Source organism: Planctomycetia bacterium (assembly GCA_015200345.1).
In the GTDB taxonomy this organism is placed as follows: Bacteria; Planctomycetota; Phycisphaerae; order UBA1845; family UTPLA1; genus PLA3.
This window is the reverse complement of sequence record CP054187.1, coordinates 1,472,832-1,486,664: the sequence shown is the minus strand read 5'-3', so window position 1 is coordinate 1,486,664 and position 13,833 is coordinate 1,472,832. Positions and strand designations below refer to the sequence as shown.

At 63.9% G+C, this 13,833-nt stretch carries 13 protein-coding genes; 5 read left to right on the top strand and 8 right to left on the bottom strand.

All coding sequences use genetic code 11. From position 1 onward, the window contains the following. Positions 1-115: 115 nt before the first annotated feature. Positions 116-1,264, top strand: a complete 1,149-nt coding sequence (locus HRU71_06220) for a glycosyltransferase (GenBank protein ID QOJ03104.1) — start codon at positions 116-118, stop codon at positions 1,262-1,264. A gap of 42 nt (positions 1,265-1,306) precedes the next feature. Here HRU71_06220 and HRU71_06215 read toward each other — a convergent pair whose 3' ends face one another. Continuing rightward, positions 1,307-1,801 carry a DinB family protein gene (locus HRU71_06215; GenBank protein QOJ03103.1) on the bottom strand — a complete coding sequence of 165 codons (495 nt, stop codon included), beginning with the start codon at positions 1,799-1,801 and terminating at the stop codon, positions 1,307-1,309. A gap of 279 nt (positions 1,802-2,080) precedes the next feature. Here HRU71_06215 and rpoN point away from each other — a divergent pair, with 279 nt between their 5' ends. Further along, a complete protein-coding gene (rpoN, locus tag HRU71_06210; GenBank protein QOJ03102.1) occupies positions 2,081-3,634 on the top strand; it encodes an RNA polymerase factor sigma-54 in 1,554 nt (517 codons plus the stop codon). Positions 3,635-3,643: 9 nt separating this feature from the next. Here rpoN and HRU71_06205 read toward each other — a convergent pair whose 3' ends face one another. The 5 genes from HRU71_06205 to HRU71_06185 all read right to left on the bottom strand — a co-directional run bounded on the left by HRU71_06205 (position 3,644) and on the right by HRU71_06185 (position 9,305). After that, complete coding sequence (locus tag HRU71_06205; protein QOJ03101.1) at positions 3,644-5,587, bottom strand: 1-deoxy-D-xylulose-5-phosphate synthase; 1,944 nt, start codon at positions 5,585-5,587, stop codon at positions 3,644-3,646. 36 nt (positions 5,588-5,623) lie between these two features. Continuing rightward, positions 5,624-6,637: a polyprenyl synthetase family protein gene (locus tag HRU71_06200; GenBank protein QOJ03100.1), complete on the bottom strand. Its 1,014-nt coding sequence runs from the start codon at positions 6,635-6,637 to the stop codon at positions 5,624-5,626. A gap of 80 nt (positions 6,638-6,717) precedes the next feature. Next, entirely contained in the window at positions 6,718-6,948 is a 231-nt protein-coding gene (gene xseB, locus HRU71_06195; protein ID QOJ03099.1) for an exodeoxyribonuclease VII small subunit, read from the bottom strand. Positions 6,949-6,998: 50 nt separating this feature from the next. Continuing rightward, positions 6,999-8,720: an exodeoxyribonuclease VII large subunit gene (xseA, locus tag HRU71_06190; GenBank protein ID QOJ03098.1), complete on the bottom strand. Its 1,722-nt coding sequence runs from the start codon at positions 8,718-8,720 to the stop codon at positions 6,999-7,001. A 57-nt stretch (positions 8,721-8,777) separates the two neighbouring features. Next, positions 8,778-9,305 carry a GNAT family N-acetyltransferase gene (locus HRU71_06185; GenBank protein ID QOJ03097.1) on the bottom strand — a complete coding sequence of 176 codons (528 nt, stop codon included), beginning with the start codon at positions 9,303-9,305 and terminating at the stop codon, positions 8,778-8,780. A gap of 403 nt (positions 9,306-9,708) precedes the next feature. Between HRU71_06185 and HRU71_06180 the strand changes: the two genes are divergently transcribed. After that, the gene (locus HRU71_06180) at positions 9,709-10,206 is read left to right on the top strand and encodes a VanZ family protein (protein ID QOJ03096.1); all 498 of its coding nucleotides are present in this window, start codon (positions 9,709-9,711) and stop codon (positions 10,204-10,206) included. Between the two features lie 314 nt (positions 10,207-10,520). Here the strand turns inward: HRU71_06180 and HRU71_06175 are convergent, their stop codons facing one another. Beyond that, the gene (locus HRU71_06175; protein ID QOJ03095.1) at positions 10,521-11,354 is read right to left on the bottom strand and encodes a YmdB family metallophosphoesterase; all 834 of its coding nucleotides are present in this window, start codon (positions 11,352-11,354) and stop codon (positions 10,521-10,523) included. A 170-nt stretch (positions 11,355-11,524) separates the two neighbouring features. Here HRU71_06175 and HRU71_06170 point away from each other — a divergent pair, with 170 nt between their 5' ends. Next, a complete protein-coding gene (locus tag HRU71_06170) occupies positions 11,525-12,583 on the top strand; it encodes a PD40 domain-containing protein (GenBank protein QOJ04936.1) in 1,059 nt (352 codons plus the stop codon). 25 nt (positions 12,584-12,608) lie between these two features. Here the strand turns inward: HRU71_06170 and HRU71_06165 are convergent, their stop codons facing one another. Beyond that, positions 12,609-13,139 (bottom strand): peptide chain release factor-like protein, encoded by a 531-nt coding sequence (locus tag HRU71_06165; protein ID QOJ03094.1) that lies wholly within the window; start codon positions 13,137-13,139, stop codon positions 12,609-12,611. A 340-nt stretch (positions 13,140-13,479) separates the two neighbouring features. Between HRU71_06165 and HRU71_06160 the strand changes: the two genes are divergently transcribed. Then, positions 13,480-13,824: a BlaI/MecI/CopY family transcriptional regulator gene (locus HRU71_06160; GenBank protein QOJ03093.1), complete on the top strand. Its 345-nt coding sequence runs from the start codon at positions 13,480-13,482 to the stop codon at positions 13,822-13,824. Positions 13,825-13,833: the final 9 nt, after the last annotated feature.

Sequence of the window (13,833 nt, the reverse complement as noted above, 5' to 3'; positions counted from 1 at the left end):
GGTACAAGTCGGGGCTTGTTTAACCTGCGAGCGGGGCGGGCCTAGAGGTTGATGGGTCGGGTTCAATTGAAAGGATCGTTGCGTCCTGAATGAAGCAGATTAGGCTACCCGCACGATGCTTCGGATTCTGCACGTCATTCAATCGCTGGACCCGGCCTGGGGTGGGATCGCGCGCGTTGTACCGGAGTTGGCGTCGGGTCTTGTCGCGGCTGGTCATTCCTGTCGGATTGCGACGCTGGCGGGGGGGCGATTCGGCACGCCGCCGGACGTGGGCGGCGTCGAAGTGGTCGCGTTCTCCGATGCCGGCGATTCGCGCCTGGGCCGCTCCGCGCAGTTCAATCGTGAGATCGCCCGACTCGTGAACGACTGCGAGGTGGTTCACCTGCACGGCTTGTGGACCGGTCAGAATCAGGCCGCTGGTCGCGCCGCGCGAAAGACCGGTCGACCGTACATCATGACGCCGCACAGCATGATGATGCCGTGGGCGTGGAAACGCAGCCGGTGGAAGAAGCTGCTGGCCGGCTGGATGTTTGAGCATCGCAATCTTCGCGGCGCGGCGATGCTGCATGCACTGGCCGACGGCGAGGCGGAGGCGATTCGCGCGCTGGGATTCAATTCGCGCGTGACGACGGTCCCGAACGGTCTTCATACGGCGGAGTATGCGACGCTTCCTTCGCCCGATGCGATGCATTCGCGATTTCCCAGCGCGGCGCCGTGCAAGTGGGTGCTGATGCTGGGGCGCGTCGCGATTCAGAAGGGCATCGTGCCCGGCATGCAGGCATGTTTCGATATTCTGGCGGCGGGCAAGGACTGGCATCTCGTGATCGCCGGGCCGGACGAGTTCGGCCTTCAGCGCATGCTGGAATCGGCGATTCGGCGAAAAGGCTTGGAGTCGCGCGTGACCTTTACGGGGCACCTGTCGCGCGACGAAGTCCGCGCGGCGCTGGGCCGGGCCAGCATTCTGCTTCAGCCCAGCTTGAGCGAAGGGTTGAGCATGTCGATCCTCGAGGCGCTGGCGGCGGGCCTGCCCGTGGTGATTTCCGACGCCTGCAACATGCCGGAAGTGAAACAGGCCGATGCGGGCCGGATTGTCGCGCCGCAGCGTCGCGCCATCGCGGCGGCACTGAAGGAACTGGTCACGCTCGATGACGCAGCGCGGCGGGCGATGGGGCAGCGCGGCCGGGCGCTGGCGGCGGAGCGCTACGACTGGCGGGGGTTGATCCCGCGATACGTTTCGATGTATGAGTCCGTCGCGCGGCGATGATGGCCGCGTCATCGGGCGAATCGGAAACGTGAGATCGCTCGGCTACTGGATGGGGCACAATCGCTTGATCGTCTGAATCTGCCCGGCGTGATACACGTCGTGGCTGGCGATGCCGCGCACGAGCTTCGCGTTGTTCACCCGGCTGCCGGTGGGGACGATTAGCAAGTCGGCCGGCGTCAGTTCCGCAATCGCATCCAACAACTGCGCGTGCTCGGCGTCGAGGAGTTTCAGATACTCCTTCCACTGCGCGTCGCCCAGCTTGGCGGGCACGGTAAACCAGTTGCTGCCTTTCAGCGCGAAGCTCCCGCGCGGTTCACCACGCAGTCGCCGCCGCGCGGCGTATTTCCAGTACGCGGCGTGAAGCACGATCTCGGCGATGCACTTTCGGCCCCGCCCAGGTCGCCAGCCTGCTTGCGCGGCCGACACGCGCCGGACGGTGGAACGCAGGCTCGGGCCGTGCCAGCTCTTTCCGTTAAATACTTCGGCGACCAATTCGAGCAGCAGCGGGACGGGGGCCCGAGATTCCGTTCTTGACACGAGTTTGTTCCTTTGGGTTGTCGGGACGAATTGCCTTTCGGGATTGAATCGTTCCCGCTGCATGAGAATTTCGCTCGGGTTAAAGCTGCCCGAAGCGGCCGATACTGGCCGCCAAGCAACTGCCGTGCCAATTCCCGAAGAAAGAGGCTGCGGCGTCAAAAACGTAATGTATAATCACATGGAGTCGGGCAGGCCAACGGCCGAAAACCAGATCGGGCGGTCTTTGGCTCTTGCCCGGCCCGATTCGCCGACGAAGCCGAGGAGAGGTTAGCACCCCACGTGTCCCAGTACATGTCCATGATGCCGTCGCAGCAGATGCGGCTGGAGCAGCGGCTCACGCCGCAACTGATCCAGTCGATGGAGATTCTCACGCTGCCGCTGATGGCGCTGGAAGCGCGGGTGCGCGAAGAGCTGGAGTCCAATCCGGTCCTGGAGCTGCTGGAACCGGAAGGCAAGGAAGAGGCCGGCCCCCCCAAGGAAGACTTGCCCGCGACGGAAACCAATCTCGCAGAGGCCGAAAGCTTCGAGCGTCTGGATCGGATGACGCGCGAGCTGGAGCTGGACCCGGGTGATCTGCCATTCGGGCGCGCCGGCAGCTCGGCCGCCAGCGGCGAGCGCGACGCAAAGCTGGACGCGATGGCCAATACGGCTTCGCGCGAGGAGGCTTTGCGCGATCAATTGTCGCGCCAGTGGTCGCTCATGGAAATGCCCGAATCGCTGCGGCGGCCTGGGCAGGTGTTGATCGACTGGATGGATGACGACGGTTATCTGCGCAGCGAGGCGGAGCATCACACGAAGGGCGGCAACGGCGACGACCAACTGGAGACCACGCCGCTCATCATCCAGCGCACGCCCGAGGAAGCGCGGCGGCTGCTGGAGGAGATCGGCGCGAGCGTGCAGCCGCCGATCGACGTGGCGGTGCTGGAACAAGCGCTGACGCTCGTTCAGACGCTGGAGCCGGCGGGGGTCGGCGCGCGCGATCTCACCGAGTGCCTGCTGATTCAGCTCGCCGGTCAGGAAAACGTCGATCCGCTCTGCGAAGAGATCGTGCGCAAGTATCTGGTGGAGTTGGCGAAGAACAATTTTCCCGCCGTGGCGAAGGCGACCGGGCGCAGCATCGAAGAAATCAAGGAAGCCCTGCGGGTCATCGGCCGGCTGAATCACCATCCCGGCCATCTGGTGCGTCCGGGCGACGTGCAGGGGATCACGCCGGACATCATCGTTGATCACGCTGAAGAGGGCGACGGGTACGACGTTCGCCTCGCGCGGGGCAATACCCCGCGCTTGCGCATCAGCCCGCACTACCGCGAGATGCTTCAGGACCGCGAGACCGACAAGGAAGCCCGCGAGTTCATTCGCCGGCGCATGGAAGCGGCCACCACCATCATTGACGCCATCGCCTTTCGCCGGCAGCGGCTGCTGGAGATCGCGAAGATCATCCTCGATCGACAGCGAGAGTTTTTCGATTTCGGTCCGCAGTTTCTGAAAGTCCTGCGCATGCGTGATCTCGCCGAAGAGTTGAATTGCGACGCGTCGACGATCAGCCGCACGGTGGACGGGAAGTACATCCAGACGCCCCGCGGCATCTTTCCGCTGCGCATGTTTTTCACCGGCGGCACGACCGACGGCAGCGGTGAAGCCGTCAGTTGGAACAGCATCAAGGCCAAAGTGAAGGAAATCATCGACAAGGAGGACAAGAAGAACCCTCTGTCCGATGATGAAATCGTCAAGCTTCTCACCGAATCCGGCGGCACGCCGATCGCCCGGCGCACCGTGGCCAAGTACCGCGCGCAGCTCAACATTCCGTCGGTTCGCGAGCGGCGGGAATACTGAACGACATCGCTAGGGCGTGACGACGACCGGCGCGGCGGCGCGTGGTTCGATCGGTGAGACCGCGCGCTCGCGCGGAACGGGCAAGGCGCGCCGGGCAGCCGCCGCAATGCCCGCGGCGTCGATCCCAACCTCGGCCAGTTGTCCGGCGCGCGGGCCGTGCGCGATGAAGCGATTCTCGGGAATGCCGAGCATCACGATGTTCGTCGTGTTCAGCCTCATGTCCACGGCAGTTTCGAGAACAGCCGACCCGAACCCGCCGGCGATGGAATGATCCTCCACGGTCAGCACGGGACCGCCGCGTGCGATCGCCTGCGCGATCATGTCGCGGTCCACCGGTTTGGCGAACCGTGCATTGACCACCTGGAAATTCACGCCGTCCGCCGCGAGCAGTTCGGCCGCCTCCAAAGCCGCCCGGCACGGTCCGCCATAGGCGAGGATCGTCCCGTCGACACCGGTGCGGAGCGCGACCGATTGCCCCAGTTCAAAAGGCGGCGTCGCGCTCGGGGCGTACAGACCCTGCGGCACGCTGTCGCGCGGGTAGCGAATTGCGCAGGGCTTGTCGAGCGTGAGCGCCAAGCGCAGCGCTGCTTCGATCTCGTCGCCGTCGCCCGGCGCCATCAGCACGAACCCCGGCATCACGCGCAGGTACGCAATGTCAGCGAAACCGTGATGCACCGGGCCGTCGCCGCCGACGAGTCCGGCGCGATCGAGGCAGAAGATGACGGGCAATCGTTGGAGCGCGACTTCTTGAAACACCTGGTCAAACGCGCGCTGGAGAAACGTCGAGTAGATCGCGACAACCGGACGCATGCCCGCCTTGCACATGCCGGCGGCGATATCGACCGTTGCGCTCTCGGCGATCCCCACATCAAGATAGCGCTCGGGGAACACCTTCTGAAACTTCGCCGTGCCGGTGCCGTCGGGCATGGCGGCTGTGAACGCGAACACGCGGCGGTCATCGCGCGCGACGTTGATCAGCGCGTCGGCGAAGGCCGCGGTGTAGCTGCGCCCGCCCGATTGGATCTCCACGCGGCAGCCCTCGACCTTGAACGGCTTGGGGCTGTGGAACGTCGTCGGATCGGCGCAGGCCCACTCGGCCCCGCGGCCTTTCTGCGTGTGAACGTGCAGCAGCACGGGATGGTCAACGTCTTTCAGGCCTTCGAGCAATTCAATCAGGTGCGGCAGGTCGTGCCCGTCGGTCGGGCCGACGTACAGGAAGCCGAGCTGCTCGAAAATCTGGTGCGGCGAGATCGTCGCCTTGAGGCCTTCCTTCAGATGATCCAGTGCGTCAAAGGCGGCTTTGCCTACGAGCGGCACGTTGGGCAGGTAACGCTTGACCTTTTTCTTCAATTCTTCGTAGATCGTGCTCGTGCGGAACTTCGCGAGGTATTCCGCCATGCCGCCCTGCGTCGGGGCGATCCCCATCGAGTTGTCGTTGAGAATCACGAGCAGTTGACGGCGCAACGTGCCCGCCTGGTTCAACCCCTCGAACGCCACGCCGTTGAAGATGCTCGCATCGCCGACCAGCGCCACCACGCGGCGACCATCCTGCAACGCGGCCGACCCGCGGGCCATGCCGACCGCCGTCGGAATGGCTGTGCCGGCATGCCCGACGTTGAACAGGTCATACTCGCTTTCTTCGATGTTGGGAAAACCGCTGATGCCGCCGGCCTTGCGAAGCGTGTCAAAGCGCTCGTTGCGACCGGTGAGAAGCTTGTGGACATACGCCTGATGGCCGACATCCCAGAGCAGCCGATCGCTTCGGAAATCAAAGACGCGGTGCAGGGCGATGGTGAGTTCCACGACGCCGAGGTTGCTGGCGAGGTGGCCGCCGTTTCGCCCGACGACTTCGATGATGCGTTCGCGGATTTCGCCCGCCAACTGGGTGAGTTGCGCCGGATTCAGGTCGCGCAGCAACGCCGGGTCATGCAGATTCGACAGGATTCGGTCCATTCGTTCCTTGAGTCTCCACGGGCGCGATCCGCCTCCCTACGAATCGCGACAGATTACATAATCAGCCAGCGCGGCCAGCCGAACGCCGCCGGCTCCCAGTTCCGCCGCCGCCGCCGACGCTTCCCCGGCGAACCGCCGGGCCGCTTCGCGCGCCGCCTCCATCCCTACGGCCCGCACGAGCGTTTGTTTGCCCGCGTCGGCATCTTTCTGCACGCGCTTGCCCAACCGCTCGCCGTCGCCCGATGCGTCCAGTAAATCGTCCGCGATCTGGAACGCCATGCCCAGCGCTTGACCGTAGCGACCCAATGCATCGCGCTGCGCCGATGATGCACGTGCGGCGATGGCTCCGAGTCGGCACGCCGACTCGATCAGCCGCGCGGTCTTCATTCGGGAGATTGTAGTCGAAAGCGGCTCACTCGGGGGCTGCCGCTCGCCTTCCAGGTCGAGCGCCTCGCCGCCGATCATGCCGGCTGCGCCGGTCGCCCCGGCCAGTTCGGCGATCTGCTCCGCTGCGATTCGTGCATCGCTCACGCCGCGCGCGATCGTTTCAAAGGCCAGCGCGAGCAGGCCATCCCCCGCCAGGATCGCCGCGGCCTCGCCAAAGACGCGATGATTCGTTGGCCGCCCGCGCCGCAGATCGTCGTTGTCCAGCGCCGGCAGGTCGTCGTGAATCAGGCTGAACGTATGAACGAATTCGATGGCGACGGCCGCCGGCATGGCGACGGCGGATTGGCCGCCACACGCTTCGCAACTCCAGAGCACCAGTGCGGGGCGCAGGCGCTTGCCGCCGGCGTCGAGGCTGTAACGCATGGCTTTGGCAAGCGTGGCCGATTGGTCCGGCCCGCCGTCGGGCGGGCGATTAATATATTTGTCAAAAAAAAGCCCGATGGCGTCGTCGATGTCCTTCGCGGTCGCGGCCAGTTGTCGCCGGATGTCCGCCGGGTCCGACGTACCTTCCGGGTCCGAGAGCGGTGCATCAGATGGCGAGGGCGCACCAGGCGATCGGGATTCGGCGTCGGTCGCCTGGGCACCGGGGTCGGCGGATCTCATAGATGGAACATTGTAGTCGAAAAACGCGCCCCGTCGAACGCGGTTTGCTTCGCGCAACGATGCGCCGTGAGTGGTCGCGATTAGCCCGCCGCGGGCCCCGCGCGATCGGCCCCCTGCGCCTGCAGTTGTTGTATCTTCAACTCGGCCCCGGCGAGCACGTCGCGGCATTGGCGGATCAGCGCCATGCCTTCCTCGTATTGCTTGATTGCATCTTCCAGACCGATACGCCCCTGCTCGATCGCCTCGACGATTTTCTCCAATCGGGCCATCGCCTGCTCAAAACTCGGAGGGGTTGTTTGCGATTCTGCCATGCGTTGCTCCGCTCCCATGTTGGCCCAACGTGCCCGGTGCGCCAAGTCGGCTACGCCTGGTCGTCCGTGACACGGCTGCGGAAGGTTCCCTCGGCGGTCTGCGTTTCCACCACCTCCGCCGGTCGCACCTCGCCCGCCGAGCGGATCAACGTGCCGTCGGTTGCGCGGCGTGTCAGTGAGAACCCGCGCCGCAGGATGCTCTCGTGGCTTGCGGCCAGCAGTCGCTTCTCCATCGCGCTTAGCGCATCGCGCCGGCGCTCGAGCAGTCGCGTCAGCCCGACGGACAGCCGCGTCTCCACCTGCCGCGCCACCGATCGCTCGCGCGCCACCACCTGCTGCAATCCGCACGCCGCCAGGCGCGCCGCCACGTCGCGCAGGCGCCGTTCGCGCGTTCGATGGAGCCGTTCGATCACCAGGCGCAACCGGTGCGCCGTCGCGCCGAGCATCTCGCGCCGCGCGGCGAGCTGCGACGCGGGCTGCACGCGCGCCAGCCGCATCTCCATGCGATGCACTTGTGAACGACGCGCGTCAAGATAGCGATTCTTGGCCAGGTGCAGCCGGCCCATCGCCTCGTCCAGTTGCTGCCCCCGCTGACGGATGCGGCTGATCGGATCGCGAAACCACTCGCACCGCTCGGCCAGCTCCAGCCGCGCCCGGCACCGTTCGAGGCATCGTGCCACCGCGCGGTCCAGTCGGGCCGCCGTTTCGCTCACATTCGCCAGCAGTTCCGCGCGCACCGGGACGACCAGCTCCGCCGCAGCCGTCGGCGTCGGCGCGCGCACGTCTGCGACGAAATCGGCGATGGTGAAATCCACCTCGTGCCCGACGGCGCTGACGATGGGAATGCGGCTGGCGAAGATCGCGCGGGCGACGACTTCCTCGTTGAACGCCCACAGATCTTCCAGCGATCCGCCGCCGCGTCCGACGATCATCACGTCGATCCCGCCCAAATCCGCCGACGAGCGATTCAGCCGGGCGATTGCGTCGGCGATCTCGTCGGCCGCACCTTCGCCCTGCACGCGCACGCCGTAGATGAGAACCTCGACGCCGGGAAATCGCCGTGATAGCGTCGTCAGGATGTCATGCAGCGCTGCGCCGGTGGGGCTGGTCACGACGGCGATTCGCCGTGGCAGCCGAGGAAGGGGCTTTTTGCGCGCCGCGTCGAAGAGGCCTTCGCGTTGGAGGCGATCCTTCAACTGGCGAAACGCGAGCTCCAGGGCACCCACGCCGCGCGGCTCAAGACGACGGACGTAAAATTGAACCTGCCCGCGCGGCTCGTACACGTCGATCGTGCCCGACGCGATCACTTCCATGCCGTCTTCAAGCTTGAACTTCATGCGCGCCGCATCCGCCCGCCACATCACGCTGCGAAGCTCGCTGGCGGCGTCCTTGAGCGTGAAATACAGATGACCGCCCGCGCCGCCGCGCGAGACGTTCGACAACTCGCCGACGACCTGGATCGTGCCGGCGAAGGCCGAATTGATCGCGCCCTTGATGAGCCGCGTCACCTGCGAAACGGTCAGCGGTGCGATGGTGACCGCGCCCCCAAGGTCCGGCGAATTTGCCTGCATGGCCTCGACGGGTGGCATGGCTGTGGGCTTGGGCGGCCATGTTCGGGGAGTCTCCGGTGCCCGCTCGCTCGCGCTCGGAGCTGCGTTCGGCGGCGAATCGAGCGGCTGGCCGAACAGGCCGACGGCCTCGCTCGCGTCGGCCCCGCGCGCGCGGCGCGGGTCGAACGATTCGCGACCCGGTTTTCGGCGTGACTTGCTCATGGCGCTACCGACCTGTCAGAGCTTTGTAAGCACTGACGACAGACCACTGCCTGGTGCTCACAACGGCTCTTTCCAGAACCCGTACTCCGTCGCTTTGTCCGGGTCGTCGCAGATCCGCGAGCCGCATTGCACCAACCCCGCGTCGAGGTACATCCGATGCGCGTGCGGCAGCTTCACGTCGCTCCAGGCGATCATTCGCGTGCAGCCGTGCGCCCGGCCGAAATCCATCGCCGCGTCGAGCATCCTCCGCCCCAGCCGCCGACCGCGATAGGCCGAATCGAGGTACAACCGGTGCAACTCGCAATAGCGAAACCCCGCCGGCCGCTCCGCAGCCACGTCGCCCTGCGGATCGTGTGCCGGATTCGAGGCATCGTGCACGGTCACGCCGACGCACCCGATGACCCGCGGCCCATCGACCAGCACCCAGAACGCCCCGCCCGCGCGGAGGTACGCGCGATCAATCTCGTACAGGTCCCGGTGATACCCCGCCTCGTCCCACGAGAAGCCGTATTCGTCGTGCACCGCTCGCACGACGGCGATCACGCCATCGCGGAATCGACGGTCGTAGGGAATCAGTTCGCACATAATGGATATGATAAGCGGTGTCGCACATCTACGGTCAAACTGCAATCGAATCGCGGGTGACGTGAACATCCAAAGCGCCGATCGCGCAAGCAATCGGGATCGTACGATGAAATCGATTCGTCGCTTGCAAGCTACCTCGCACTGCTGTGTTGGCGACTTCAAACGCTGGTTCGCGGCCACATGGCAGCTTGATGTGATGTCGCCCGGCAACACCCCCGCATGAACCGACGGACGACTGATCGCAGCGCCGATCCGATAGTCACGCCGACCGCGACCGAGGCGGCGCGATTCTCTTGTTTCCAAGGTCCGCAATCACGTACCATGTCGGGTGCGGCGCACGGGTTGCCGCAGGGCGATCGCGCCGGCGAGGATGCCGCGTTTGCGTTCGGGAGGGGAGTTACTGGTGTCAATAACATCCTTCGATTGGAGGCCGCTGCGCTCTGGGGTATTCCTGTTCACGGCCCTGGTCATCGTCGGCGTGCTGGTCTGCACGCTCTGGCCGATGCCGTATCATCGCCGCCTGCCGGCTGCGTCATTCCTGGACGGATACCGTTATTTGAGTTGGCGGCTGTCGAACCCGCGCGACATGCTGAACAATCTGCTGCTGTTCATTCCCGTGGGAGCGTCGCTGTGGGCGTCGACAGCGCTGGTCGTCCGTCGCGGGCTGGCGCTGCCCATCGCCGCGACGCTGGGCGCGCTGTTGAGCGTCGCCATCGAGTGGACGCAGGTGTTCATACCCGGCCGCTTCCCCGGCGTGAGCGATGTGTGCATGAACAGCATCGGATGCTTGGCGGGCGCGATGGGGGCGATGGTGGTCGTCGCAATGGCACGGCTTGCCTTGCTTCGCGTCGTGGGTCAGGAGTTGGTGTCAGGCTGGCGATTGGTAGCGCGAAAGAATTAGAATGAAGAATTGAGAATGCACAAGCTGGTTCAAAACTCCCTCTCCCATTCAGGGAGAGGGTTGAGGTGAGGGTGAATCATTTCGTTTGAACCACATTTTCCCCCTCACCCGACCTCTCCCCCCAAGGGGGAGAGGAGTCTTGAAACCGGTTCTAGAAAGAGATCAACTCGCGTCGGCCGGGGTGTCTTCGCGATTGCGCTCTCCCGCTTCAAATCTCCAATCATGGACCTTTCGCTGGTTGCTCTTCGCAATTCACCCACGAGTAACGTCCGTGAGTCCACGAGTAACGTCCGTGAGTCCGGTCTCGCGCGATCTTAATCCCGCTCGTTGCCCTCTTCGGGTTCGAGATGGCCTCCTTCCGGACCGTGGATGCAGACGCGTTCGATGTGCGTCGCCTTGCCCGTCTCGGATTCGACGTTCACCAGGATTCCGCACATTCGCGCATCGCCCGTCGCCACGTCGAACGGACACGGCAGCCCCGTGATCATCGATCGCATCACGCGATCCTTCCGCCGGCCCAGCACGCTGTCATACGGACCGCTCATCCCCAGATCGGTGATGTACGCCGTGCCGCCGTTCAGGATTCGCTCGTCGGCCGTCGGCACATGCGTATGCGTTCCGAAGACGACGCTCGCCCGGCCGGCAAGATGCCAGCCCATGGCGACCTTTTCGCTCGTCGCCTCGGCGTGCATGTCAACGACAGTAATCTTCACGTCCGGCGGAATCCGCGCCAGCATGCGATCGGCCGCGTGGAACGCGCAGTCGCACGGCGGCTTCATGAAGAGCCGGCCCATCAGCGAGAACAGCGCGACGCGCGGCCCTTTCGCGGTTTCGTAGATCGCGACTTCGTGACCGACCGACTCGGCGGGGTAGTTCGCCGGACGCACGATGTTCTCGCAGCGCTCCAGCACGGGGAGAATCTCCGCGCGGCGGTAGATGTGATCGCCGACGGTCATCAGGTGCACGCCGTAGCGCATGAACTTGTGGTAGAGCACTTCGGTCAGGCCCGACCCGGCTGCGGCATTTTCCACATTCGCAATGACGCAATCGACGCCGCGCTCCTTCACGATGCGCGGAATCGCCTGCGAGACAACAGAGCGGCCTGGGCGGCCGACGACGTCGCCGATGCACAAGAGGGTGATTTCCAAACGACCGCCAACTTCCTAGCCGCGCGCTGCGCGGAACATCTGCACACGGAGACCGGCATGATGCGTGCAAGTGGCCTCATCCACAGTGGCCAGTCTAGTCTGCGCCGCGTTCGATTTCAATTGCGAATCCGCTATACTGCCCGGCCTGCACAGGGGATCGTGTGATGCGAATGCGTGTCTTGACCGTTTGTATTCTTTTTCTTTGCGTCGCGGCGGCAACCGGCTGCGGCCCGGCGGGCTACGAGCTGATCGTCGATGCGACGCCCGAAGCGCAGTGGGACGAAGCCGAGTCGAAGATTCTCACGAATGTCCGGCAGCTCACCGACGAGAAATTGAATATCGGCGACTCGGGCGAAGCCTATTTTTCCCCCGACGGCCGGCGCATTATTTTTCAATCGTATCCGCCCGGCGAGAGCGAGTATCAGATGTACACGCTTGAACTGACGGAGCAATACACCGCGAAGCGCGACACGATTCGGCGCGTCAGCCCGCCCGGAGGCGCCTGCACCTGCGGCTACTTCCGGCCTGACGGCGGCGGCATCCTCTACGCATCGAGTTACCTCAATCCCTCATTGCCGAATCCGAACTTCTATCACCGCACCGGAAGCAATTACACCTGGAACATGCCCGGTGGCATGGACATCCTCGCGGCCGACCTGAACGGCGACAACCCGCGACAGCTTACAACCACCGTCGGCTACGACGCCGAAGGTTCATACTCACCCGACGGAAAGCAGATCGTGTTTACCTCCGATCGCGGCGGGAATCCCGATTTGTACATCATGAACGCCGACGGCTCCGGCGTGCGGCAACTGACGAACAAACCCGGCTACGACGGCGGACCGTTCTTCTCACCCGACGGCCAGCGCGTCATCTTCCGCGCTGATCGTTTGCAGGACGATCATTTGCAGCTCTTTGTCATCAATGCCGACGGCAGCGGCGAGCGGCAACTCACCAGGCACAGCAGCGTCGTCAACTGGGCGCCGTACTGGCATCCCAACGGCCGATCGATCGTGTTCACAACCAGCCTGCACGGCCATCGCAATTACGAGGTGTACCTGCTCAATATCGAGACGGGCCGGCAGCAGCGTGTGACGTATCGGGCGAGGTTTGACGGCTTGCCGGTCTTCAATGCTGACGGTTCGAAGCTGATGTGGACGAGCCAGCGCGGCCCGAGCGGGCGCAGCCAGGTATTCCTGGCGGATTTCAATCTGCCCGAGGGGTTTTGACTCCGGCAAACGCCAACGTGTGAGATTAATCCGCAGGAGGTTTTAGCGGCGACAGACCGGCTTTCTTTCGAAGCTCGTTCACCGCGTGCAGGATTTTCCCGTCCGAGGCCAGAAACCGCGACAACTGACTGGTTGTCATCCCCAGTTGCCGGGCTGCTTCGCGCACCTGGCCGCTGGCTTCTGCTACGAAATCGAGCACATCGGCTACAACAAGGGCATATTGATCGTTTCGCGGGTTGATTTCGATTCGCCCGGCCGCAGTCAGGAACGATTTGACATGATCCGACGCGTTATCGGTCGATATTTCACAACGCAGTCGGAGCGCCAGTGCGAGTCTTAACCTTCGTAATGCACGAGCTTTATTGTCGTGCTGGGAGCGGCTTTCCTCGGCGATGACCAATTGACCAGTTTCGAGGTGTCGGAGCCTGACGGCCGAGCTGGTCTTGTTGCGTTTTTGTCCGCCCGGTCCGCTGGCGCGATAGGTATCGACCTCGCATTGAGCCAGTAATTGTGCGTCGCTCGCCGTAAGGATTGCGTTTCGGTGTGATCGTGTCATGAATGGGTGTGATCGCCGCACGAGCCTTGTGGGACGAATGCTTGAATTATTACACGAAAGACAGAATAGGCAATAATGGGGAATTTTGCCCCGAACAAAACAGCCCGTTCCGTCCGGGGGGCGCACGTGATTTTACTTAGTTTTACTGGATTGTGACGCGCGGAAAAAATTTTTTGCCGGAAGCGCTTCCCTTGTCTGGTTTGATCCCTTATGCTTTCCTGCTCGAAAGAGAAAAACGTGGACTTTCGAGCGACGCGTGTCAAAAAGGCGCGCCGTCGGGGATCCTAGGAATTCGATCCCGTGTTTCCGTTCCACACCAACCAGAGAGGGTAGTAAACACATGGCTAGGAAGAAATCTTCGAACGCAAAGGGAACGTTGCCGCCTGCCGAGCTGGACGTGCTGGCCTGCATCTGGAAGCAAGGTCCGACGACGGCGCGCCAGATCCGCCAGATGATGCTCAAGTATCGCCCGATGGCGCACGGTTCGGTTGTGACGCTGCTGACGCGCCTCGAGCACAAGAACTACGTCACCCGCGAGAAGGGCCCCGTCGGCAAGGCCTTCATCTACAAGTGCAAGGACAAGCCCGAAGTCGTCCACAAGAAGCTCGTCAAGGACATGCTGACCCGCGTCTTCAACGGCAACGTGAACGCGATGATCAACACCGTCCGCAGCGCCGCCCGCTAAGGGGTTTGG